The 23,678-nt window shown below is 65.9% G+C and carries 22 protein-coding genes and 1 pseudogene; 16 read left to right on the top strand and 7 right to left on the bottom strand.

What is annotated here, in order from left to right:
• Positions 1–106 precede the first annotated feature (106 nt).
• Positions 107–1,837, top strand: coding sequence for an ABC transporter substrate-binding protein (locus VCS63_RS15635; RefSeq protein WP_042793774.1), 1,731 nt, complete (start codon positions 107–109; stop codon positions 1,835–1,837).
• A gap of 79 nt (positions 1,838–1,916) precedes the next feature.
• Here VCS63_RS15635 and VCS63_RS15630 read toward each other — a convergent pair whose 3' ends face one another.
• Positions 1,917–2,819, bottom strand: a complete 903-nt coding sequence (locus VCS63_RS15630; protein ID WP_323880276.1) for a LysR family transcriptional regulator — start codon at positions 2,817–2,819, stop codon at positions 1,917–1,919.
• A gap of 108 nt (positions 2,820–2,927) precedes the next feature.
• Between VCS63_RS15630 and VCS63_RS15625 the strand changes: the two genes are divergently transcribed.
• The 5 genes from VCS63_RS15625 to VCS63_RS15605 are packed head-to-tail and all read left to right on the top strand — an operon-like array spanning position 2,928 to position 7,565.
• Complete coding sequence (locus VCS63_RS15625; protein ID WP_063640109.1) at positions 2,928–3,926, top strand: Bug family tripartite tricarboxylate transporter substrate binding protein; 999 nt, start codon at positions 2,928–2,930, stop codon at positions 3,924–3,926.
• Between the two features lie 42 nt (positions 3,927–3,968).
• Positions 3,969–5,021 carry an Ldh family oxidoreductase gene (locus VCS63_RS15620; RefSeq protein ID WP_042793771.1) on the top strand — a complete coding sequence of 351 codons (1,053 nt, stop codon included), beginning with the start codon at positions 3,969–3,971 and terminating at the stop codon, positions 5,019–5,021.
• A gap of 32 nt (positions 5,022–5,053) precedes the next feature.
• Positions 5,054–6,034: a Bug family tripartite tricarboxylate transporter substrate binding protein gene (locus VCS63_RS15615; RefSeq protein WP_063640110.1), complete on the top strand. Its 981-nt coding sequence runs from the start codon at positions 5,054–5,056 to the stop codon at positions 6,032–6,034.
• Positions 6,035–6,037: 3 nt separating this feature from the next.
• On the top strand, positions 6,038–6,808 hold the full coding sequence (locus VCS63_RS15610) for an MBL fold metallo-hydrolase (RefSeq protein ID WP_042793770.1): 771 nt from the start codon (positions 6,038–6,040) through the stop codon (positions 6,806–6,808).
• Positions 6,809–6,830: 22 nt separating this feature from the next.
• Complete coding sequence (locus tag VCS63_RS15605) at positions 6,831–7,565, top strand: ABC transporter substrate-binding protein (RefSeq protein ID WP_042793769.1); 735 nt, start codon at positions 6,831–6,833, stop codon at positions 7,563–7,565.
• 19 nt (positions 7,566–7,584) lie between these two features.
• Here the strand turns inward: VCS63_RS15605 and VCS63_RS15600 are convergent, their stop codons facing one another.
• Positions 7,585–8,649 carry a sensor domain-containing diguanylate cyclase gene (locus VCS63_RS15600; protein ID WP_323880339.1) on the bottom strand — a complete coding sequence of 355 codons (1,065 nt, stop codon included), beginning with the start codon at positions 8,647–8,649 and terminating at the stop codon, positions 7,585–7,587.
• A 187-nt stretch (positions 8,650–8,836) separates the two neighbouring features.
• Between VCS63_RS15600 and VCS63_RS15595 the strand changes: the two genes are divergently transcribed.
• The 3 genes from VCS63_RS15595 (at position 8,837) to VCS63_RS15585 (ending at position 12,766) form a co-directional block, all read left to right on the top strand.
• The gene (locus VCS63_RS15595) at positions 8,837–9,658 is read left to right on the top strand and encodes a glucose 1-dehydrogenase (RefSeq protein ID WP_278486590.1); all 822 of its coding nucleotides are present in this window, start codon (positions 8,837–8,839) and stop codon (positions 9,656–9,658) included.
• 17 nt (positions 9,659–9,675) lie between these two features.
• Positions 9,676–11,493: a glycoside hydrolase family 15 protein gene (locus VCS63_RS15590; RefSeq protein ID WP_149064474.1), complete on the top strand. Its 1,818-nt coding sequence runs from the start codon at positions 9,676–9,678 to the stop codon at positions 11,491–11,493.
• Positions 11,494–11,638: 145 nt separating this feature from the next.
• Positions 11,639–12,766 carry an acyl-CoA dehydrogenase family protein gene (locus VCS63_RS15585; RefSeq protein ID WP_042793765.1) on the top strand — a complete coding sequence of 376 codons (1,128 nt, stop codon included), beginning with the start codon at positions 11,639–11,641 and terminating at the stop codon, positions 12,764–12,766.
• Positions 12,767–12,785: 19 nt separating this feature from the next.
• On the opposite strand, the gene VCS63_RS15580 is transcribed toward VCS63_RS15585, so the two are convergent.
• The 5 genes from VCS63_RS15580 to VCS63_RS15560 all read right to left on the bottom strand — a co-directional run bounded on the left by VCS63_RS15580 (position 12,786) and on the right by VCS63_RS15560 (position 15,312).
• Complete coding sequence (locus VCS63_RS15580; protein ID WP_076813757.1) at positions 12,786–13,157, bottom strand: DUF2784 domain-containing protein; 372 nt, start codon at positions 13,155–13,157, stop codon at positions 12,786–12,788.
• 13 nt (positions 13,158–13,170) lie between these two features.
• Positions 13,171–13,746, bottom strand: a complete 576-nt coding sequence (locus VCS63_RS15575) for a restriction endonuclease (protein ID WP_042793763.1) — start codon at positions 13,744–13,746, stop codon at positions 13,171–13,173.
• A gap of 33 nt (positions 13,747–13,779) precedes the next feature.
• The gene (locus VCS63_RS15570; RefSeq protein ID WP_042793762.1) at positions 13,780–14,025 is read right to left on the bottom strand and encodes an RNA-binding S4 domain-containing protein; all 246 of its coding nucleotides are present in this window, start codon (positions 14,023–14,025) and stop codon (positions 13,780–13,782) included.
• 31 nt (positions 14,026–14,056) lie between these two features.
• Positions 14,057–14,722 (bottom strand): DUF502 domain-containing protein, encoded by a 666-nt coding sequence (locus tag VCS63_RS15565; RefSeq protein ID WP_042797088.1) that lies wholly within the window; start codon positions 14,720–14,722, stop codon positions 14,057–14,059.
• Between the two features lie 122 nt (positions 14,723–14,844).
• A complete protein-coding gene (locus VCS63_RS15560; RefSeq protein WP_042793761.1) occupies positions 14,845–15,312 on the bottom strand; it encodes a winged helix-turn-helix transcriptional regulator in 468 nt (155 codons plus the stop codon).
• Positions 15,313–15,447: 135 nt separating this feature from the next.
• Here VCS63_RS15560 and VCS63_RS15555 point away from each other — a divergent pair, with 135 nt between their 5' ends.
• The 7 genes and pseudogenes from VCS63_RS15555 (at position 15,448) to VCS63_RS15525 (ending at position 23,671) form a co-directional block, all read left to right on the top strand.
• Positions 15,448–16,749, top strand: coding sequence for a D-amino acid dehydrogenase (locus tag VCS63_RS15555; RefSeq protein WP_042793760.1), 1,302 nt, complete (start codon positions 15,448–15,450; stop codon positions 16,747–16,749).
• 174 nt (positions 16,750–16,923) lie between these two features.
• Positions 16,924–17,271 (top strand): annotated as a pseudogene (locus VCS63_RS15550) (FAD-dependent oxidoreductase); the annotation flags it as partial.
• Between the two features lie 79 nt (positions 17,272–17,350).
• A complete protein-coding gene (locus VCS63_RS15545; RefSeq protein WP_323880272.1) occupies positions 17,351–18,478 on the top strand; it encodes a DNA repair exonuclease in 1,128 nt (375 codons plus the stop codon).
• Positions 18,475–21,099 (top strand): AAA family ATPase, encoded by a 2,625-nt coding sequence (locus VCS63_RS15540; RefSeq protein WP_323880271.1) that lies wholly within the window; start codon positions 18,475–18,477, stop codon positions 21,097–21,099. The genes VCS63_RS15545 and VCS63_RS15540 overlap by 4 nt, the downstream gene beginning before the upstream one ends.
• A gap of 32 nt (positions 21,100–21,131) precedes the next feature.
• A complete protein-coding gene (locus VCS63_RS15535; protein ID WP_238913351.1) occupies positions 21,132–21,329 on the top strand; it encodes a hypothetical protein in 198 nt (65 codons plus the stop codon).
• 140 nt (positions 21,330–21,469) lie between these two features.
• Positions 21,470–22,339 carry a DMT family transporter gene (locus VCS63_RS15530; protein ID WP_323880270.1) on the top strand — a complete coding sequence of 290 codons (870 nt, stop codon included), beginning with the start codon at positions 21,470–21,472 and terminating at the stop codon, positions 22,337–22,339.
• A gap of 162 nt (positions 22,340–22,501) precedes the next feature.
• Positions 22,502–23,671: an acyl-CoA dehydrogenase family protein gene (locus VCS63_RS15525; protein ID WP_063960917.1), complete on the top strand. Its 1,170-nt coding sequence runs from the start codon at positions 22,502–22,504 to the stop codon at positions 23,669–23,671.
• Positions 23,672–23,678 lie beyond the last annotated feature (7 nt).

Below are 23,678 nucleotides of genomic sequence, written 5' to 3'. Positions count from 1 at the left end.
AAGACCCCTTGCATATTCAAGCGGTTGGTAAGGACTATCGGCCAGCGTCTTCCCCGGCCAGCGGTCCGCAGCACATGATGGGGAAGATTTATCGAGGAGACAGGTCATGAAATTGCGCATGCACGCCATGGCGGCCGCTATCGCCCTGATCGGGACTACGGCGGCCTGGGCCGGCGAGCCGGAAGCGAAGAAGTGGGTCGATTCGGAGTTCCAGCCTTCATCGCTGTCCAAGGACCAGCAGATGGCCGAGATGAAATGGTTCATCGACGCCGCCGCCAAGCTCAAGGCTAAAGGGGTGAACGAAATCAGCGTGGTGTCCGAAACCATCACCACGCACGAGTACGAGTCCAAGACGCTAGCCAAGGCCTTTTCCGAGATCACGGGTATCAAGGTCAACCACGACCTGATCCAGGAAGGCGACGTGGTCGAGAAGCTGCAGACTTCCATGCAGTCCGGCAAGTCCATCTACGACGGCTGGATTTCCGATTCCGACCTGATCGGCACGCACTACCGCTACGGCGCCATCCTGCCGCTGTCGGACTACATGGCCGGCGCGGGCAAGGAATGGACCAATCCCAACCTGGACCTCAAGGACTTCATCGGCACCAAGTTCACCACGGCGCCAGACGGCAAGCTCTACCAGCTGCCCGACCAGCAGTTCGCCAACGTGTACTGGTTCCGGGCCGACTGGTTCGCCCGCCAGGACCTGAAGGACAAATTCAAGGCCAAGTACGGCTACGAATTGGGCGTGCCCACCAACTGGTCCGCCTACGAGGACATCGCCGACTTCTTCTCCAACGACGTCAAGGAACTGGACGGCAAGAAGGTCTACGGCCACATGGACTACGGCAAGAAGGACCCGTCCCTGGGCTGGCGCTTTACCGACGCGTGGCTGTCCATGGCCGGCGCCGCCGACAAGGGGCTGCCCAACGGGATGCCGGTGGACGAGTGGGGAATACGCGTGGCCGACGACAAGTGCACGCCGGTGGGCGCCTCGGTGGCGCGCGGCGGCGCCACCAACAGCCCGGCCGCCGTTTATGCCCTGACCAAGTACGTGGACTGGATGAAGAAGTACGCCCCGCAGCAGGCCATGGGCATGACCTTTTCGGAATCCGGCCCCGTACCCGCCCAGGGCCAGATCGCCCAGCAGATCTTCTGGTACACGGCCTTCACGGCCGACATGACCAAGAAGGGCTTGCCGGTCGTCAATGACGACGGCACTCCGAAGTGGCGCATGGCCCCGTCGCCCTACGGCCCGTACTGGAAGGATGGCATGCAGAACGGCTACCAGGACGTGGGTTCGTGGACCTTCTTCAAGTCCACCAATCCCGACAAGCTTGCCGCCGCCTGGCTGTATGCGCAGTTCGTCACGTCCAAGTCGGTGTCGCTGAAGAAGTCCATCACCGGCCTGACGTTCATCCGCGACAGCGACATCAATAGCGAGTTCTTCACCAAGAACGCGGCGAACTACGGCGGCCTGATCGAGTTCTACCGCAGCCCGGCGCGCGTGGCCTGGACGCCCACTGGCAACAACGTCCCGGACTATCCCAAGCTCGCGCAGCTGTGGTGGAAGAACGTCGCCACCGCAGTCACGGGCGAAAAGACCCCGCAGGCCGCCATGGACAACCTGGCCAATGAAATGGACCAGGTGATGGCGCGCCTGGAACGGGCAGGGATGGCGCAGTGCGCGCCCAAGCTCAATCCCAAGAGCGATCCCAGCAAGTGGCTGTCGGACCAGCATGCGCCATGGAAGAAGCTGGCCAACGAAAAGCCCAAGGGCGAAACCATCGCCTACGAGAAGCTGCTGGACGCCTGGAAGCAGGGGAAGGTGAGGTAAGGCGGGGCACCTTACGGGAAAAGCGCCGCACTTTCAGCGGCGTTTTTTCCGCGCTGGCCTCCGGTCAGGGAATCACCGCTCAAGCATCCTGGCGCTCTCCGACCCGAGCCGCCAGCAGGTCGTAGAACAGCTTGGCCACGGGGTTGATTTCCTTGCCCCGGCAATGGATCAATCCTATGGTCCGGGTAATGGCGGGCTCGCGCAGCGGCACGCTCACCAGGTCGGCGTGTTCGCCGGCGGGCATGGCCAGCCTCGGCACCACGCCCACTCCCAGGCCCCCCTCGACCATGCTGACCAGCGCCGGCACGTGCTGGACTTCGCAGAAATGGCGGGGCCGCACGCCGGTGTGCGCCAGCGCCTGGTCTATCAGGAAGCGGTTGCCGCTGCCCTGAGCCAGGCTGATATACGGATAGGCGTCCAGATCCGCCCAGGTCACCGAATCCCTGGCAGCGAACGGATGCTGGCGGCTGACAGCCGCCACGAACGGCTCTTCCAGCAAGGGCTTGAATTCGATGTCGGCATCGTTGGCGCCAATATAAGTGAGCCCGAAATCGGCGTCTCCGCGGGCGACCGCAGTCAGGATCTGGGATGAGGATTCATCAATGATCCGGATGCGGATGCGAGGGTACTGCTCGTGATAGCTGCGGATCACGCCGGGCAGGAAATAGGCCACCGCGGATGGCACGCACGCGATGGTGACCAGGCCGGACAGGCGCTCCGCGACGTCCTGTATGCCGACCAAGGCGCTTTCCAGTTCATTGAGCACATTGCGTGCGCGCGGCACGAAGCCGCGGCCTATGGTCGTCAGTTCGACTTTGCGGGTGGTGCGTGTCAAAAGTTGTACACCCAGCGCGGCTTCCAGCTTGTCGGCGCGGCGGGACAGGGCGGACTGCGATAGATGCAGGGCTTCCGACGCGGCGCGGAAACTGCCGAGATCGGCAACGGCAAGAAAGGCGCGCAAATCCGCCAAATCGAATTTCATGCGTTTTCGTCAAAAATTGATCTAATTTTTGCACTTTACTCTATTGTGCGCGCTGCGCATCATGTCTCCCAAGCCGCCTTGAGCGCGGCACATACAGGAGACAAACTCATGATTCGGGTCCGCCGTCCACGCCGGCAATTTGCCTTCGCGCTTGCCTGCGCGTCATTGATGGCGCTTTCGGCGCCGGCCTCCCGGGCGCAGGGCGGAGACTGGCCCCAGCGCCCGATCCGCCTGCTGGTGCCTTACGGTCCTGGCGGCAGTTCGGATGTGGTGGCGCGCGCCGTGGCCGTGGAGATGTCGCGGGATCTCGGCAAGCAGGTCATCGTCGAAAACAAGGGAGGCGGGCAGGGGATGATTGCCACGGTCGAAGCGGCGCGGGCCGCGCCCGACGGCTACACCCTCATCCTGGGCCATGTGGGAACGCTGGCGGTCAACCCCTCCATGGTGTCCAAATTGCCCTATGACCCACGCCGCGACTTTGCCCCTATCGTCCTGTTGGCGAAGCTGCCCATGGTGTTCGCGGTGGGAGGCAAGGTGCAGGCGTCCACATTGCCTGAATTCGTGGCGTTGGCTCGCACCCGGCCAGGGGCCTTGAACTACGGGTCCGCCGGCAACGGCAGCGCGGGCCATCTGGCGTTCGAAATGCTCAAGACGGCGACGGGGATCGATGTCGTGCACGTGCCCTACAAAGGCACGGGCGCGCAGGTGACCGATCTGCTGGCGGGCAACATCGACGCCGCTGCGGCCGGCACGCCTGGACTGCTGCCGCACGCCCAGGCGGGCAAGATCCGCATCGTGGCGGTGGGGTCGGCACGGCGCCTGTCCGTGCTCCCCGATGTGCCCACGGTGGCGGAGCAGGGCTATCCAGGTTTCGAAAGCTCGCAGTGGTTCGGCCTGCTGGCGCCTGCGGGCACGCCGGCCCCCGTCATCGAGCGTCTGCACCAGGCCGCGCTCAAGGCACTGCAGACCGATTCCGTGCGCGAACGCCTGGCGCACGACGCGAGCGAGGCGTCCGGCGCCGGACCGGCCGAATTTGCCGCCTTCATCGACACCGAAGAGAAGCGCTGGGGGCAGGTGGTGCGCAGCGCCCGCCTGTCCGCCGAATGATCCCTTTCCACGTATTCCCATTCCCATCCGAGATGCACTGCCATGAGTAGCCAAAAGCAAGACCCGATCCTTATCGCCGAAGAGGAGCTGACCCAGCTTGGCGTACGCGCGTTCGAAAGCCTGGGGCTGCCTGCCCAGGACGCCGCCGACGTCGTCCAGGTGTTGGTGCTGGCGGACCTGTTCGGCCTGTCCACCCATGGCCTGAGCCGGATCGAATCGTACGGCGAGCGCCTGCAGGTGGGCGGCATCAATCCTCGCGCCCGCATTCAGGTGGAGCGCCCCGCGCCCGGCCTGTGCCTGGTCGATGGCGACAACGGCGTCGGGCCCCTGGTCGGCATGCACGCGCTGCGCGCCGCCATGCAGGCCGCCAGCGAGTGCGGGGTCGGCATGGCGTTCGCCCGGCAGAGCAACCATTTCGGCCCCATCTCTCCTTATGGCTTGATTGCGGCGCAAGCAGGTTACGCCAGCATCATCGGCAGCAATGCCACCACCACCATTGCGCCCTGGGGCGGGACCGATGCCCGCGTGGGCAACAGCCCTATCGGCTTTGGCGTGCCCAACCCGGAGGGAACGCACTTTCTGCTGGACATGGCCATGAGCGTGGTGGCTCGCGCCAAGATCCGCAATGCCCTGAAAGCCGGGCAACAGATTCCGGACACCTGGGCCACGGACGCGGCGGGCCAGCCGACAACCAGTCCTAAAGATGCGCTCGACGGCTTCCTGCTTCCCATCGGCGGGCACAAGGGCTACGGCCTGGCCTTGATGGTCGACCTGTTCGCCGGCTTGCTGTCTAACGCGGCATATCTGACGCATGTGAAGTCGTGGGTGGACGCGCCCGATCAGCCGCAGAACCTCGGCCACTTTTTCCTGCTGATCGATACGCGCAAGCTGGGTTCGACGCAATGGCTGGCTCGGCGCATGGCCGACTTCGCGCAGATCCTGCATGGCAGCGCGCCGGCGGATCCCGCGCGCCCGGTCATCCAGCCCGGCGAAATTGAACTGGCGAAGATGGCGCGCCAGAAGGAGCAGGGCGTCGCGCTGGACGCCGAGGTCCTGGCGTTGTTGCGCCGCCATGCGGATTCCCTGCCGGCCTGATACGGGCGGGTGACAGCATTTCGGAGACAGACATGAAATACAGAGCCGTAGTCGCGGCCATGATGGCGGGAGTGCTGGGCATGGTGGCCGGGGGCGCAGTGTTGGCGTCGGGCTACCCCAGCAAGCCGGTGCGCGTGATCGTGCCTTATGTCGCGGGCGGCGCGGCGGACATTACCGCCCGCGTGATCGCGCAAAAGCTGTCGGTCAGCATGGGCGCAACCTTTGTCGTGGAGAACAAGCCGGGCGCCAACGGCATGATAGGCACCGATTTTGTCGCGAAGGCGGCGCCTGACGGCTATACCCTGCTGCTGGATGCGAGCGGGCCCTTGGTGGTGAATCCCTCGCTCTACAAGAAGACGCCCTACGATCCCGTCGCGGATCTCGCTCCGATCAGCCAGATCACCAGCTACCAGTACGTCTTGGTTGTGCCACAGCAATCGCCGATACGCAGCGTCGACGACCTGATTGCCGCGGCGCGCGCCAAGCCGGGGCAGGTGAGTTATGGCTCGGCGGGCGTGGGGGCGGGTGGGCATCTGGCGGGCGAGCTGCTGGCGGTGACGACGCAGACCCAGCTTGCGCATATTCCCTACAAGGGCAATGCGCAGGCGCTGACCGACGTGCTAGGCGGCCAATTGAGCTTTACTTTCGATACGGTGGTGACCGCGACGCCGCATCTGCGTTCCGGCAAGCTGCGCGGCTACGCGGTAACCGGCCCGCGACGCGCGCCAGGGCTGCCGGACATCCCGACGATGGAGGAACTGGGCTACAAGGATTTCGTGGTCACGCAGTTCCAGGGTTTGTTGGCGCCGGCCGGCACCGATCCCGCGATCCTGTCGCGCCTGCACGAGGAAGTGGTAAAGGCCGCCCGGCAGCCAGACGTGATCCAGAAGCTCCAGACGGAAGGCGGCAATGAAATCGTCGCCGGCACACCCCAGGAGTTCGCGCGACTCATCCAGGAAGACCTGCAGCGCTACCGCAAGCTGATCGCGGATGCCCATGTTCAGGCGGAGTAGGCCATGTACGACATCGAGGTATTGATACAAGGCTATCCGGGACGCTCGTTGTGCCATGGCGGATTGGGCTGGAGCACCACCACGCTGTTGCGGGGCGGCGGCCGCAACATCCTGGTCGACGTCGGCGCCTTCGGGGTGCGCCATCTGCTGGGCCAGCACCTGAGCCGCTGCGGGGTCGGCGCTGCAGATGTCACCGACGTGGTGCTGACGCATGCGCATTACGACCACGCGGTCAACTTCACGCTGTTTCCCAATGCCACCGTCTGGATCGGCGAACTCGAACTCGCCTGGGCCGCAGCCCAGCCCGCCGGGTTCAATCCGCTGCCCGAGCTGTACGTGCGCGAATTGGCCTCATCGGAACGTGTCCGGCGCATCCGCGATGGGGACGAATTCCTGCCGCACCTGCGGGCGATAGCGTCGCCCGGGCATACGCCGGGCCACTTGCTGTTTTATGTCGACGATGGCCGGCAAACCGTTCTGTTCACCGGCGATGCTGCAAAGAACCGGGCCGAACTGCTTTCGGGCACGGTCAACGATACCGCCGACATGGACGCCAGCCGCGCCACGTTGGCTCGCATCTGGGCACTGTGGCGCCAAGCCCCCGGAACGCTGCTGGTCCCGGGCCATGATCTGGGCATGAAGCTCGACCCGGAGGGGCGGCCCGTCTACGTCGGCGAACGCCACGCGGCGCTCAACGCCTGGTTTGGCGACACGCTGGAGCCGACGCGCATTGACCTCTGCTGCGGCGGCATCCTGAACCGACGCAACTCATGATCTCCAACCTGTGTACACACCCATGCATCTGAACCCGAAGTTAGTCTCGACCTTTGCGCCGACCGGCCGGCTGAGAGCCTCCATCAACCTGGGCAATCCCATCCTCGCGGGGCGCGACGCGTCAGGCGCGCCGGCGGGCGTTTCCGTGGATCTGGCGCGCGCCTTCGCGCAACGGCTCGACGTCCCCCTGGACCTGGTCGTGCTGGACAGCGCCGGGGCTTCCGTGGAGACCGTGACGCGGGAAGACGCCGACATCGGCTTTTTCGCCATCGATCCCTTGCGCGCCACCGGCATTGCGTTTACCGACGCCTATGTCCTGATCCAGGGCGCCTACCTGGTGCGCGAGGATTCTCCGTTGCGCACACTGGACGAGGTCGATCGCGGAGGGCATCGCGTCACCGTGGGGCAGGGCAGCGCATACGACCTGTATCTGACCCGTGAACTGAAGCGGGCGACCATCACGCGCGCACCTACCTCGCCTGCCGTGGTCGACACGTTTCTCGCCGAGGGCACAGACGTGGCAGCGGGCGTCCTGCAGCAGTTGGAGGCAGATGCCAGGCGGCTCCCGGGATTGAGGCTGTTGCCCGGCAGCTTCATGACCATACGCCAGGCCATGGGTGCGCCCAGGAGCCGCGGTGCGCAGGCCATGAAGGCGCTGGCGGATTTTGTTGAAGAGATGAAGGCCAGCGGTTTTGTCGGAAACGCCTTGCTCCGCCATGGCATACAAGGCGCCGCGGTGGCGCCCGCCGCAGCCTGAGGAGTGCCGCATTCGGCCGCTAGTGAATGACGCGCGCCGTCTTGCGCGCACGCTTGACTTCGTACATGCGGGCGTCGGCAAGGCGGACGGCGGCCTCGGCGTCCAGGCCGTTGGGGTCCAATGCGACGACGCCGACGCTGGCGCCCTCGTAGGGCACGACATGTTCGCCCAGCTGGTAGCGCCCGACCGTGGCCGCGGTGGCGCGCTCTTCGAGGGAGCGCGCGGCTTCTTCCGCATCGCCGCGTTGGGCGGCGGCGCCGTGGCCGCCATGCGGCCCGTCACCCAAGGCCAGGGCCGGGCCCGGGCCGATCAGCACGAATTCATCGCCACCTATCCGTCCCAGCATGTCCGAGCCGCGCAGGGCGGCGGCGATGCGGCGCGACACTTCCTGCAGGAACAGGTCGCCGTGCTGGTGGCCGTACACGTCATTGATGCCCTTGAAGCCGTCGAGGTCGATGACGCCCACCAGCACGCTGCCGCCTTCGCGGATGGCGCGTGCCTGCAGCCGATCCAGCGCTTCATAGATAGCGCGGCGGTTAGGCAGGCCGGTCAGCGCGTCGGTCAGCGCATAGGACATGAGCTGGACATTGGCCGCATGCAGTTGCTCCATCAGCATTTCGCGTTCCAGAAAGCCGGCGATGACGCTGGAGAACAGTTTCAGCACGGATTCCGCCTGCGGCTCGATCTGGTGCCGCCCGGCACTGGCGGCGCACAGCGTGCCGAACAGGACGCCATCGTCCGAGCGCACCGGCGCGCTCAGGTAGGTTTGTATGCCCAGTTGCCGCGCCGCGTCGGAATCCGGCCAGCAGCTGGAGACATCGCTGGTGCACATGCGTCCTTCGTCCAGTGCGCGCTTGCACAGCGTGTCGTCCCAGGGCACGGACAGGCCTTCGGGAATCTGTAGTTGTCCCGCATTGCGCGAGTAACGGATGTGCTGAAGATCCGCCTTCAGGTCGATGGAAGTGAGATAGGTGGATTCCAGACCGGTCACTGCGCCCAGCATGTCCAGCAGCGGACGCGTCAGTTGTTCGACTGATTTGGCCTGCGGTAGGGCGGTCGAGAGTTCGGCAAGTATCGGATCCAGCACGGTGTCTCCGGGATGGGGGGGCGTAGAGAGTCGAAGCCCATTCTTCCAAGAGGAGCGCGGGCCGGCATGCCCTTCATTATGCACGCAGGGCGATGGGTTGCATGGAACCCGTCCGCGGTACTACCCTGGACTTTCTACACGCGGCGGCCGGCCTCGATGCGTAGCGGTCGCCAGGGAGGCAGGCATGCAGCACGCGACGGAACTGCGCGGCCGGGTGGCCGTGGTGACAGGGGCATCCTCCGGCATCGGCCGGGCCACCGCGATCGCGCTGGCGGCGGCTGGCGCGCAAGTGCTGATCAACCATCGCGCGGGCGGCGATTCCCAGGGGCGCGCGGCGGCGGTCGCCGAGGCAATACAACGCCAGGGCGGGACCGCCGTCACCGCAGCCGCCGACATCGCCAAGGAGGCCGAGGTGGATCACCTGTTTGCGCAGGCGCTTCAGCACTACGGCCGGCTCGACATCCTGGTCAACAATGCGGGCATCGAGCACGCATCACCCATTGCGGACATGACGCTGGCGGATTGGCAGCGCGTCATCGACGTGAACCTCACGGGGCATTTCCTCTGCGCCCGCGCCGCGGCCAGGGTGTTCCAGTCGCAGCCGCCGGACCCGGCGCGCCAGGGGGTGGCCCTGGGCAATATCCTCTTCATCAGTTCGGTTCACGAGGTCATTCCCTGGGCATTCCAGGTGAATTACGCGGCGTCCAAAGGCGGCGTTTCCATGCTGATGAAATCCCTGGCCCAGGAGTTGGCGCCCGCCAGGATACGCGTCAATTCCATTGCCCCAGGCGCCATACGCACCGCCATCAACCAGCCGGCGTGGGATACGCCTGAAAGCCTCGCCAAGCTGCTGAAGCTGATCCCCTATGGCCGCATCGGCGAGCCGGAAGATGTGGCGCGCGCGGCGGTATGGCTGGCCAGCGACGCTTCGGACTACGTTACCGGGACGACCTTGTTCGTCGACGGCGGCATGACGCTGTATCCCGAATTCCGGGGGGCGGGCTAGGGCCCGCGTGCAAAGCCATGTCCAAGCCGCTGGAAGACTACGGATTGATCGGCAACATGCTGTCGGCCGCGTTGGTGGCGCGCGACGGATCCATCGACTGGCTGTGCCTGCCTCACTTTGATTCCCCCGCATGCTTTGCCGCGCTGTTGGGAGACGAGCGGCACGGACATTGGCGCATCGCGCCGCATGCGCGCAACTGCACGGTGTCGCGCCGCTACGTGCCCGACACGGCGGTGCTGGAAACGCGCTACGAAACCAGTTCGGGCACGGCGCTGCTGTACGACTTCATGCCCTTGAGCGACGACGACGAGCGCGCCGACGTGGTGCGCATCGTGCGCGGCGAATCCGGGCACGTGCAGATGGACATGGAGATGGTGCTGCGCTTTAACTACGGGCAGGCCGTGCCCTGGGTGCGCCGGCGCGACTACGGCCTGAGCGCCATCGCCGGCCCGGACGCGGTGGAACTGCACACGCCGGTGGATCTTGCCGGACACGAACTGACTACCACGGCGCGCTTCACCGTGCATCCGGGCCGGGTGGTGCCGTTCACGCTCTCTTATCACCGGTCGCACCGCACGCCGCACTTCGTGCCTGACCGCGTGGAAAGCATGGACCGCACCATCTCCTGGTGGCAGGAATGGGCCAAACGCTGCCGCTGGGAGGGGGGCGACGAACGGCGCGACGCCGTGGTGCGCTCGCTGATCACCCTCAAGCTGCTGACCTTCCATCCCACCGGCGGCATCATCGCCGCGCCTACGACCTCGCTGCCCGAGGCGCTGGGCGGCACTCGTAACTGGGATTACCGGCATTGCTGGCTGCGCGATTCGGCGCTGACCCTGTATGCATTGCTCAATGCCGGTTACCGGGAGGAGGCCGAGGCCTGGCGCCAATGGCTGTTGCGGGCCGTGGCCGGCCACCCCGATCAACTGCAGATCATGTACGGCATTGCAGGCGAGCGCTGGCTGCCCGAACTGGAGATCCCGTGGTTGCCGGGCTACGAGGGCAGCCTGCCGGTGCGCCGCGGAAACGGCGCCGCTGGCCAGAGCCAGTTGGATGTCTACGGAGAACTCATCGAAACCCTCTATGCCGCGCGGGCGGCGGACCTTGCGCCGCTGGCCGAAGCATGGCGGCTCCAGAATGTGCTGCTGGAGCCTTTGCGGGACCGTTGGAAGGAACTGGATCATGGCATCTGGGAGGTGCGGGGAGAACGCCGCGCCTTTACGCATTCGCGGCTGATGTGCTGGGTGGCGTTCGACCGCGCGGTGCAGTCCTGCGTGCGCTTCGGGCTGCGCGGGCCGCAGGACGAGTGGCAGCGCCTTGCCGACCGCATCCACGCGGACATCTGCAAACACGGCTACAACCCGGCCCGCGGCAGCTTCGTACAAAGCTATGGATCGGACGAGCTGGATGCCAGCCTGTTGCTCATTCCCCAAGTGGGTTTCCTGCCCGCCGACGATCCCCGCGTGACTGGCACGGTGCGCGCCATCGAGCGCGAGCTGCTGCGCGACGGCCTGTTGTTGCGCTATTCCACTCAGCATGCGAGTGACGGCCTGCCCGGAGACGAAGGGGTGTTCCTGGCCTGTAGCTTCTGGCTGGCCGACGCCTACGTCATGCAGGGCCGGATCGACGACGCCGAACGCCTGTTCGAACGGTTGCTGGCCCTGCGCAATGACCTGGGCCTGCTGGCGGAGGAATACGACGTCGGCCGGCGTCGCCTGGTGGGTAACTTCCCGCAAGGCTTCTCCCATATCGGGTTGGTGAACACGGCGTACAACCTGAGCCGCGCCAGCGGTCCCGCGCGTCAGCGTTCCGAGCAGGACGCGCCGCGCGAGTAGGCCCGCCCACGGTGGCGTCCAGCGCGTGCTGGCCGGGCCTGCCGCGGTGTATCCTGGCGTTCATGCGGCGCCCGCGGGCCGGGCCCGACCTCGCAGAACAGAGCAGGCCGAGCAACGGCCGCCACCGTACCCAGGAGAGACAGGCATGCTTTTGACGGAAGAACAGCAAAGCGTTCAGGAAATGGCGCGCCGTTTTGCGCAGGAGCGCTTGGCGCCCAACTCGGAGCGCTGGGACCACGAACATCACTATCCCGCCGACGCCATCGCCGAAATGGCGCAGCTGGGCTTCTTCGGCATGCTGGTGCCAGAGGCGTGGGACGGCAATGACAGCGGCTATATCTCGTATGCGGTCGCGCTGGAGGAGATCGCGGCCGGCAACGGGGCCTGCTCCACCATCATGAGCGTGCATAACTCGGTCGCCTGCATGCCCATCCTGAAGTTCGGCACCGACGCGCAAAAAGAGCAGTTCCTGCGGCCGCTCGCGACCGGCGAGCACATTGGCGCCTTTGCGCTCACCGAGCCCCAGGCGGGGTCGGATGCCAGCAGCCTGCATACCCGGGCGCGCCGCGACGGCGACGACTACATACTGAACGGTGCCAAACAGTTCATCACCTCCGGGCGTAGCGGCCAGGTCGTGATCGTGTTTGCGGTTACCGACCCCGAAGCAGGCAAGCGCGGCATTTCCGCGTTCATTGTGCCTACCGACACTCCGGGCTACAAAGTCCTGCGGGTGGAGGACAAGCTGGGCCAGCATGCTTCGGACACCTGCCAGATCGCGTTCGAGGACATGCGTATCCCGGCCGCCTACCGGCTGGGCGCGGAAGGCGAGGGCTACAAGATCGCCTTGTCCAACCTGGAGGGCGGGCGCATCGGCATCGCCTCCCAATCCGTCGGCATGGCGCGCGCGGCATTCGAATGCGCGCGAGACTACGCGCGCGACCGGCAGGCCTTCGGCAAACCCATCATGGAGCATCAGGCGGTTTCCTTCCGCCTGGCCGACATGGCAACGCAGATACACGCGGCGCGCCAGATGGTGCTGCATGCGGCGGCGCTGCGCGAAGCCGGAAGGCCGGCGCTGACCGAAGCGTCCATGGCCAAGCTGTTTGCTTCCGAAATGGCCGAGAAGGTATGTTCCGCCGCCATCCAGACCTTGGGCGGCTACGGTTACCTGAAGGATTTTCCGGTGGAACGCATTTACCGCGACGTGCGCGTGTGCCAGATCTATGAAGGCACGAGCGACATCCAGCGCCTGGTCATCGCCCGTAGTCTGTAGGGGCGGTGGCGCCAGGCCCCTAGGCCGGCCGGCGCCGGCCGCGCCTGGCCCACAGCGTGTAGATGACGATATTGCCCACGATCAGCAGCGCGGCAAGCACGATCTGCGTTTTGCGAGTGATGCCTTCGGGGTAGATGAGCCCCAGCAGATAGTGTTCGATGAAGCCGCCGGCATAGCCTTGCTGGCCGGCCTGCTGCCGCAGGGAAATCTCCAGCGGCGTCAGCGGGCAGATCCAGCCCATGCCTATCACCAGCGCGCCCCAGGCCAGCGCCGGCCAATGCAGATAGGCGATCCAACGCTTCCACAGCGCCAGCAAGCCGCCGAACACCACGAAGGCAACGAAGAGGCCGTGCACCATGAGCACGAGGTCGGCGAGCAGGCGGTAGCTCATGGCCGTGCTCGGCTTATGGTTTGAGGTCCCGCAGCAGCTTGGCCAGTTCCGGCGCGGTCATCAGCGACACGCCCTGCGACCGGGCGTACTGCAGCGCATTGTCCGAGACTTCGCCCAGCGCTATGTAGATGGCTTCGCGCGCGCCGCGTTTTTCGCGTGTGGCCTGCAGCTCGCGCAGGGGCTCGACGCCGACGCGGGCCGCTTTCCAACGCTTGGCGCTGACCAGGGCGACGTGGCCGTCCTTGCTCAGCGCGAAGTCGGCGCCGGGCAGCTGCAGGCGCTGCACTTCGCAGCCATCGCGGCGGAATCCGGCTTCAACCGTGCGCGAAAAATCCGCCCACGACATGCCGGCCGCGGCCTCGGCCACCGCTTGCACCCGCGCGTTCGAGGGTGAGCGCAGCTGTTTGTAGGCCGCCATGATGGCGATGACTGCGAACGGCACCGCCGCGAATACGCCCATTGCCGCGTACTCCAAGGGCAGCGCTGCGAAGCCCGCCGCCGACAGCAACACGGCGACGCCGGCACTCATCCACCACGGCGAGCGCAACAGCACGGCAAAGATGGAGTTCTGGGACATCTTGAATTTCATGGCGGCTCGCGGGGTTGCTGTGGTGAAAGGGCTTCAGGCGTCCTGGCCGCCGGAGCCAGAAGCGCGCACGACGATGCGCACGTCGCCGCAGGTGACGATCTGCCCGGCGCGGATCTTTGCCGTCTTGCGGCTTTCCACCACGCCGCCCACGCTGACGTGGCCTTCGGCCACGAGCATCTTGCCCGCGCCACCGCTGTCGCATACGCCCGTGGCCTTGAGCAGCTGGTTGACTTCTATATATGGGCTGCCTTCGGCCAGCGTGAATTCAATAATGGACATATCGTGTCTGTCGTAGGGGGAGAGGGGACGTTCAGGGCTGGCTGCCGCCCGGGGCGCCGCCCGGCGCATCGGCCGGAGGTTCCTGAGCGGGCGGGCGGCTGGTGTTGTTGGGGGTTTCGGCGCGCGCCATCCAGGCGATCAGGGAGGAGCGCATGGCTTCTTCCACGGACATCTGGATGGGCTGCACCCATTCTTGCGGCACGAACACCGTGTAGCCGCCAATCATGTAACCCATGGGCAGGTACACGGCCACGCGTTCGCCCTGGGTGAACCCTTCAGGCAGGCCTTCCATGTTGCGGCGCGTGACCAGGCCCACCAGTTCCATCTGCTGGCCCGGCACGCGCAGGATCACGACCTGCTGGGCGGTATTCTTGGAGCTGGGCGAGAAATAATCCGCGAAGCTCTTCAGCGAAGAGTAGATGCTCTTGACCACCGGCAGGTTGGTGAACGGCATTTCCAGCAGCACCAGCACGCGTTGCACGCGCTCTTTGGACACCAGGTAGCCGATGGCGAGAATGCCCAATATGCCTAGCGCCAGGCCCATGCCGGGTACATAGAACCCGCCGATGAAGGGCCGCAGGAACGTCAGCGCCACGGCTTCGGTCCAGGCCAGGAAGATATAGAGCAGGTAGATCGTCAGCGCCAGCGGCAGGACGGTGATCAATCCGCGGAAGAAGTACTTGTAGAGGCGAGTCATGGACATAGGCAAATAAATTAGGGTCGGATTACGCGGCAATGGCACGCGCCGAGGGGCCGCCAGCATAGCAGCCAGCGCCGGATCGGCCGGTAACAAACGGCGTGCGGCCCGCTGCGGCGGCGCTAGCGGTCCACGGGGAGGTACAGGGTCTCCTTGATTTCCTCCATGACCACGTAGCTGCGGGATTCGGCAGACGCGGGCAGGCGCTTGAGGATTTCGCCGAGGAGACGGCGGTATTCATTCATTTCAGTCAGGCGGGCCTTGACCAGGTAATCGAAGTCGCCGGACACCAGGTGGCATTCCATGACTTCGGGCACATACAGCAGCTCTTTCTTGACCTTGTCGAAGACGTCGCCCGATTTGGCCGACAGCTTGATCTCCAGGAAGACGAGCAGGTTCTTGCCCAGCGCCGCCGGGTTGACGCGCGCATGGTAACCCGTGATGACGCCTTCCCGCTCCATGCGCTTGATGCGGTCGGAGCAGGGGGTGGCGGAAAGGCTGATCCGGTCGGCCAGTTCGGTGACGGAAATGCGGCCTTCCCGCTGCAGGATATCCAGGATTTTCAGGTCGATACGGTCTAGCTCGCGCATTTCACTTTTGGCGGTGGAAAAACGGGATGGTCCCGAGAAAAAGCACTGTCAAAGAAAAATCTTCAGTGCTTTTCACTGCTGAGAGGCCCATAGACTACCGAAATTCCTGAACAAAACCAATCATCGGAAAGAATCATGCACGTCATCGTCCTCGGCAGCGGCGTCATCGGCACCACCACCGCTTATTATCTGGCCCGCCAGGGCGCCAAAGTCACGGTGCTGGACCGCCAGCCGTCGGCGGCGCAGGAGACCAGCTACGCGAACGCCGGCCAGGTTTCTCCGGGCTATTCCACGCCTTGGGCCGCGCCAGGCATTCCGCTGAAGGCCATCAAATGGCTGTTCCAGAAGCACGCGCCGCTGGCCATTCGCCTGGACGGCAGCATGTACCAGCTGAAGTGGATGGCGGCCATGCTGGCCAACTGTTCGGCGGAACGCTACTCGGTGAACAAAGAGCGCATGCTGCGCCTGTCGGAGTACAGCCGCGACTGCCTGCGCGAATTGCGCCAATCCACCGGCATCCATTATGAAGAGCGCGCGCGCGGCACCCTGCAGCTGTTCCGCACCGAGGCCCAGCTGGAAGCCGCCCGCCGCGATATCGCCGTGCTGGAAGAAGTGGGCGTGCCTTACGAACTGCTGGACCGCAACCGCCTGGTGACGGCCGAGCCGGCGCTGGCGCGTTCGCTGCACAAGCTGTCGGGCGGCCTGCGTCTGCCCAACGATGAAACCGGCGATTGCCAACTGTTCACGACGCGCCTGGCCGAAATGGCCAAGGGCTTGGGCGTGGAGTTCCGCTTCGGCCAGGCGGTGTCGGGCCTGAACACGGCCGGCGGCCAGATTACCGGCGTGCGCGTGGGCAACGAAGTGCTAACCGCGGATCGCTATGTCGCCGCCTTTGGCAGTTACACGCGCGGCTTCCTGGAACCGCTGGGCCTGGACTTGCCGGTATACCCGGTCAAGGGCTACTCGCTCACCATTCCCATGACGGACGAGTCCGCCGCGCCGGTCTCGACCATCCTGGACGAAACCTACAAGATCGCCGTGACGCGGTTCGACAAGCGCATCCGCGTGGGCGGCATGGCCGAGCTGTCCGGCTTCGACCTGCGCCTGAAGGAAGCGCGCCGCAAGACGCTGGAACTCGTCGTCAACGATCTGTTCCCGGGCAGCGGCAACGTGGCCCAGGCCGAATTCTGGACCGGCCTGCGTCCCATGACGCCGGACAGCACGCCGGTGGTGGGCGCGACCCGCTACGGCAATCTGTACCTGAACACCGGCCATGGCACGCTAGGCTGGACCATGGCCTGCGGTTCCGGCAAGCTGGTGGCCGATCTGGTCATGGGTCAGCGCCCCGCCATCCGCACGGACGGCCTGGGCTTGTCCCGCTATGACCGCAAGGCGGCGTCCAATCAATCGCTGGTGCTGGACGGCAAGAGCGCCTGATCCTGCTTGCGGCAAGCCGGCGGCGATTCTTCCCGACTCCGCCGCCGATCCCGCGCACGGGCCATCTACAATGGCCCGCATGACCCATTTCCTGCACACCGCCGACTGGCAGATCGGCCGACAGTACGGCCAGTTTGAAACCGAAGACGCCGCCATACTGGCCGAGGCCCGCTCGGCTTCGACCTGCGCCTGAAGGAAGCGCGCCGCAAGACGCTGGAACTCGTCGTCAACGATCTGTTCCCGGGCAGCGGCAACGTGGCCCAGGCCGAATTCTGGACCGGCCTGCGTCCCATGACGCCGGACAGCACGCCGGTGGTGGGCGCGACCCGCTACGGCAATCTGTACCTGAACACCGGCCATGGCACGCTAGGCTGGACCATGGCCTGCGGTTCCGGCAAGCTGGTGGCCGATCTGGTCATGGGTCAGCGCCCCGCCATCCGCACGGACGGCCTGGGCTTGTCCCGCTATGACCGCAAGGCGGCGTCCAATCAATCGCTGGTGCTGGACGGCAAGAGCGCCTGATCCTGCTTGCGGCAAGCCGGCGGCGATTCTTCCCGACTCCGCCGCCGATCCCGCGCACGGGCCATCTACAATGGCCCGCATGACCCATTTCCTGCACACCGCCGACTGGCAGATCGGCCGACAGTACGGCCAGTTTGAAACCGAAGACGCCGCCATACTGGCCGAGGCCCGCTTCGATGTCGTCGCCCGCATCGCGACGCTGGCCGCCGAGCGCGGCGTGGACGCCGTGCTGGTGGCGGGCGACGTTTTCGATACCCAGGGCGTCTCGGACCGGACGATACGCCGCTTGTTCGGCGCCATGGCGGCATACGCCGGGCCGTGGGTCATGATCGCCGGCAACCATGATGCGGCGCTCGCCGAGAGCGTGTGGAGCAGGGCGGCGCAGCTGGGCTGCATTCCATCCAACGTGCATGTGCCGCTGCGCAGCGGCGTGGTGGATCTGGACAGCGCCAACCTCGCCGTGCTGGTCGCGCCATTGACGCAACGCCATACCTATGACGACGTGACGCAGGCCTTCGACGCGATGGAAACGCAGACCGGCCGCATCCGCGTTGGCCTGGCGCACGGCAGCGTGGCCGGCCGCCTGCCAGACACCATAGACGCCACCAACCCCATCGCTGCCGACCGCGCATCGCGCGCGCGCCTGGACTACCTGGCGCTGGGCGACTGGCATGGCTGCCTTGCCATCGATGAACACACTTGGTATGCCGGCACGCCGGAACAGGATCGCTTTCGGGGCAACGAGCCCGGTTATGCCCTCCATGTGCGTATCGACGGGCCAGGAGCCGTGCCCCTCGTCGAGCGGGTTCCGACGGGCAAGTACCGCTGGTTGGCGTGGTCCGAAACGCTGAGCCTGCCTTCGGACGCGCAGGCGCTGGCCGCGCGCCTGGCAGAACTGCGCGCCGAGGACGTGTTGCGCCTGGATGTGCAAGGGCACGTCAACATGGAAACCTGGGAAGCTTTGCAGGGCGCCGTGGACCAGGCGGCCGCCCAGGTGCGGGCGTTGCTGCCGGACCTGTCGGGCTTGCTGCTGGAGCCCGACGAGGCCGATCTCGCGGAACTCCGCGCCAGCGGCTACGTGGGCGAGGTGGCGGCGCAATTGCAGGCGTTGCAGACGGATCCGGACCAAGCCGCGGTAGCCGGCGAGGCCTTGCGGCTACTGCTTCGTTTCCAGAGGGAAAGCGCGGCGTCGGGAGCCGTCAAATGAAGCTTTCGCGCATCGCCCTGGAAGAGTTCCGCAAATTCCGCCAGCCCATGGTGCTGGATGGGCTGCAGGGCGGCCTGAACCTGTTCGTGGGGCCCAACGAGGCCGGCAAAAGTACCGTCGCCGCGGCGATCCGTTCCGCCTTTCTTGAACGCTACAGCACCAGCAAAGTCGCCGACCTGGCGCCGCATGGCGAATCCGGCGCGCGGCCCAGCGTGGAACTGGAATTCACGCACGCCGGGCACAGTTACGTGCTGAAAAAGCAGTTCCTGTCCCGCGCCCGTTGCGAACTGCTGATCGACGGCGGCGCGCAGCGTCTGGACGGCGAAGAGGCTGAGAACGCGTTGGCCGCACTGCTGGGCTTCGAGTTGCCCGGGCGCGGCCAGAGCAAGCCGGATCTGGCGGGCATACCAGGCCTGTTGTGGATTCAGCAGGGCGATGGCCAAAACCTGCAGGAAGCGGCCGGTTATGCGGGCGCGCATCTGCGCGATGCATTGACCCAGTTGTCCGGCGAACTCGCTTCCGGTGATGGGGACCGCTTGTATGAACGCGTGGCCGCCGAGCGCGGCGCGCTGCTGGACGCGCGCAACGGCCGCCCCAAGGGCGCGTACAAGGAAGTCGAGGACGCGCTTGCGCGCGCCGCCGCGGAACGAGACGAATGCGCGCGGGCCATGACGCAACTGAATGCGGACGTGGACCGCTTGGCCGAGTTGCGGCGCGACCATGAGCGCGCCCAGCTCGAAGAGCCCTGGAAGGATTTCGAGGCCAAGGCGGCCGAGGCGCGTGCGCGTCTGGCGGCTCTGGCCAAGGAGCGCGAGGCCTTCGAAGGCTTGCGCCGCGAACAGGCGCAAGCGGCGCAGACGCTGGCGCTGTTGCAGGATCAGGTCCGGCGCGACCAGCAGGACGAGGCCGAACTTCAGGCGTTGGCCGAAGAGGCTCGCACCGCTCGCGCCCGCGTTGATGCCGCCCGCGAACCCCTGGCGCGCGCGCAACAGCAGCGGCAGGCGCATGCAGCCGCGGTGGACGCGGCGCGCCAGCGCGTCACAGCCGTGCAGGCCGTGGCCGACCGGCGCGACCTGGAACATCAATGGGTCCAGCTCAGCACGGAGATCGACCGCCTGGATGGCGCGTTGAAAGAAGTCACCGCGCTGATCGAGCAAGGTTCCGCGCTGAAGGCGGAGACCATGCGGATCGAGATCGCCGATGCCGACATCGAGGCGTTGCGCAAATGCGAACGCGAGCTGGCCAATCTGCAGTTGCAACAGCAGGCCAGCGCCACGCGCCTTTCCTATCAACTGGAAGCCGGCGGCCAGGCGCGGTTGGACGGCCGGGTCCTGAGCGGGGCGGATGAAGTGTTGCTGACCGCGGCGGCCGAGCTTGATTTGCCGGGCGTCGGACGTTTTCGCATCGAACCTGGCGGCAAGGACCTGCCCGCCCTGAAGCGCGAAATCGACGCGGCAGGGCAGGCCTGCTCGGCCTTGCTCAATCGACTGGGTGTCGAATCGCTGGCACTGGCGGAGCAACGTCATGCCCGCCACGGCGCCTTGCTGCGCGAGCTGGACGGCATGCGCAAGACGCTGGGCATTCATGCGCCCAAAGGCGTGGACGTCCTGCGCGGCCAACGCGACGATGCGCTCGCGCGGCGCGCGCAGCTGCAAGAACGCCTGGACAAACTGCCGCCCTTGGCGGACACGGACGGCGGCGATCTGCCCGCTGCGCTGCAGATCCTGCGCCAGGCCGAGACCGTATCCGCGCAGGCCGAGAGCGCGCTGGCCGCGGCGCAGCGCGCCTTGGATGCCGACAGTGCACGAGCCCAATTGCTGGAAGGCCAGGCCGCCGCCCGCAGTGCGGATCTGCGCTCGTCCGAGCGCGAGGCCCAACGGCAGGCCCGCGCAGGCCGTCTCGCGGAAGCGCGCAGCAGCCACGACGAGCTGGAACGCCGAGTGAATGCGGCGCAGGCCGCCTTGGCCGGCCATCGTCCCGAACTCGCCGAACAGGACGTGCTGCGCTACGAGAAGTCCGCCGCCATTGAGCGCGATGCACAACACAAGCGCCACGGCGACATCCTGCAATTGCAGGGCAAACTCGATCAGGCGGGCGCGCAAGGCCTGGGCGAACGCCTGTCAGAGTCCGAGGCCGCCTGCGAACGCCTGGAACGCCGTCGGGCAGATTTTTCCCGCCGCGCAGCCGCCCTCGAACTCTTGCAGAAATTGTTGGCGGATAAGCGCGCGGCCGCCACGCAGCGCCTGCAGGCGCCATTGGCGAGCAGGCTGAACCATTATCTGGCACTGCTGTTTCCCGAGGCAGACCTGAGGCTGGACGATGCCTTGCTACCCACGGCGCTGCGCCGCGGTGGCGGCGAGGACTTGTTGTCCGCCCTCAGCTTTGGCACCCGGGAACAGCTGGGGATCCTGGCCCGCTTCGCCTACGCGGACCTGTTGCGCGAAGCCGGGCGGCCGACATTGCTGCTGCTGGACGACGCGCTCGTCCACACGGACGATGCGCGGCGCGACTTCATGAAGCGCGCGCTGTTCGACGCCGCCACCCGGCATCAGATCCTGATGTTCACGTGCCACGGCGAAGCATGGCGCGATATGGGGGTGGAGCAGCGGCGCATCGCTTGACCGCATTGCGCGCAGCCGGTAGGCTACGCCCCATGCCTTCCCACACGCCTCACGCCGACTTCGCCGCCGCTGCCGTTGCAGCGGGTGATCGCGCGCGCGAGGCGTCCCGGCACTCTGCTGTTTCCCCCGGTTTTTCTCCTGTCGTGTCCACGGTGGTATCGCCGCCGGTCGCGCCGCCTTGCGGCGTGGTCTCGGGCGCATATCCGCCTTCCGCGGTCGTCGTCGGCTGACGCCGTCCGCGACGCGACTCCAGCCCCTTCCTGAAGCGATTCGCCTGACGTCTTGACGCGATTGCGTCCGTCTTGCGCGTTTGCGTCCGCCTGCGCGGACGGGGCCGGAGCCTGTTAATACACCGACAGGTAGAAACCTCATGTCTTCCGATAGAAACGCGTGGACCGCTTACGGATCCACTTCCTTGTTCGTGCTGCTGTGGAGCGGCGGCGCGATTTTCGCCAAATGGGGGCTGTTTCACGCCTCCGCCTTCGGCTTTTTGCTGCTGCGCTTCACCTTGGCCCTTGCCGTGCTGCTGCTGGTCTGCGCGTGGCGGCGGCGCTGGCTGCCCGAACCCGGCACACGCCTCACCGTGGCGGCCACTGGCTTGCTGCTCATTGGGGGCTATTCCATCTGCTACTTGCTGGCGCTGGACCATGGCATCACGCCAGGGGTGCTGGCAACGTTGCTGGGCGCGCAGCCCATCATGACGCTTGCCGTCATGGAACGGCGCTACTCACCGCCGCGCCTGGCCGGCCTGTTGCTGGCCTTGTGTGGGCTGGTGATGGTGGTTTCGCAAAGCATAGGCATGGCGCGCTTTTCAGTGACGGGCATGGTCAGCGCACTCGCGGCGCTGCTTTGCATGACGGTCGGGGCCATTCTTCAGAAGCGGGTACGCCAGGCACCGATGGACGTCATGCCATTGCAGTATGCGGTCAGCCTGGCCCTGTGTCTGCTGTTTGTCCCGTTCCAGCCGATCCAGGTGGAGTGGGTGGCGGGTTTTGTCATTCCGTTGATCTGGATGGGCCTGGTGATTTCGGTCGGCGCGACCTTGCTGTTCTACCGCATGATCCAGGCGGGCAACCTCGTCAACGTCACAAGCCTGTTCTATCTGGTGCCCGCCGGCACGGCCGTCCTCGACTACCTGATCCTCGGCAATCGCCTATCGGTGCTGAGTCTGGGCGGGTTGGGGGCGATCCTGCTGGGACTGATGCTGGTGTTGCGCAGCCCGGCGCCTGAACGCGCATAGCAACGTCGTATCTCGCAGGGATGGGCAATGCGCGGGTGAGCTTCGGTTCGCCTACGGGCCCATCCCCATGGCGGGTTTTCCCCAGGTTTCGAAGAAAAATACCAAGTAGTATGTTCTCCTTCAGCGAGCTAAATACCGATTAGTATGTTGCAGGAGGCAACGATGTCCGTGATCTGGAATCCCTCATTGACCCCGCAGGAATGCGCCTGGCGGGACAAGGCTGCCGAACTGACGTTGCGGGCGTTCGCGCCCGCCGCAGCGGAAATCGATCGGGACCAGCGATATCCCGTAGAGCACTTGGCCCCGTTGCGGGAAAGCGGGATTTCGGGGCTCTTCATTCCGGCCGAGTATGGCGGCGCGGGCGCGTCGCTGACGTCGCTGGTGGCGGTGGTGGAAACGGTGGCCCAGGGTTGCGCCTCCACGGCTGCCATCCTGGCGGCGCTGTCGCTGGGCGCGTTTCCCGTCATCCTGGGGGGCTCGGCCGAGCAGAAAATGGTGCTGCTAGGCGGGTTGGCGCGCGACGGTCATGCGGTCAACTTTGCGCTGAGCGAGCGCGGCGCGGGTTCGGATGCGGCGGCTTTGTCGACCACGGCCGTGCCCGAGGGCGAGGGATGGCGCATCCGAGGTGAAAAATGCTGGCTGGGAAACGGCGGGCATTCGCGTTATTTCATCGTGTTTGCCCGCACTGGAGAGGTGGGCGCGCGCAACAACATCAGTGCATTCGTGGTCGACCGCGACGCGCCCGGCGCGGTCGTGGACCACTACGAAGACAAAATGGGCATACGCGGCACCACTACCACCAATTTGAAGCTGGATACGTGGGTTGGCGCGGAAAGCGTGGTTGGAACGCTGGGCGAAGGCCTGAAGCTTGCCCTGGCGACCTTGAGCATCGGACGTGTGGTGGTGGCTGCGCAGGCCAATGGCATCGCCTTGTGCAGCTATGCCGAAGCACGCGACTTCGCTGTGCAGCGACTGACGTTCGGCCGCAGCATCATCGATCATCAGGGCGTGGGCTTCAAGCTGGCGGATGCGGCGACCGCGCTGTCTTCCTCGCGGATGATGACCTACGAAGCCGCGCGCGCTTACGACGCCGGACAGGACATCGGCACGCTGGGGGCGATGGCCAAACTGCTGGCCAGCGAAACGTCGCACAGCGTGGTGGACGACGCGATGCAGATCCTCGCCGGACGCGGCTATGTGAAGCCCAGCGCGGTGGAACGCTGCTACCGCGACCAGCGCATCACCGAAATCTACGAAGGCACCTCGGAAATCCAGCGCGTGGTCCTGGCCCGCGCCATCAAAAAAAGCGCGGGCGCCGCCGCGGAGCGCTAGGAACGCC

This window comes from Achromobacter sp. D10 (assembly GCF_035282245.1).
In the GTDB taxonomy this organism is placed as follows: domain Bacteria; phylum Pseudomonadota; class Gammaproteobacteria; order Burkholderiales; family Burkholderiaceae_B; genus Achromobacter; species Achromobacter insolitus.
Note: the sequence above shows the minus strand (reverse complement) of the source record. Positions and strands in the feature narration are given on the sequence as shown.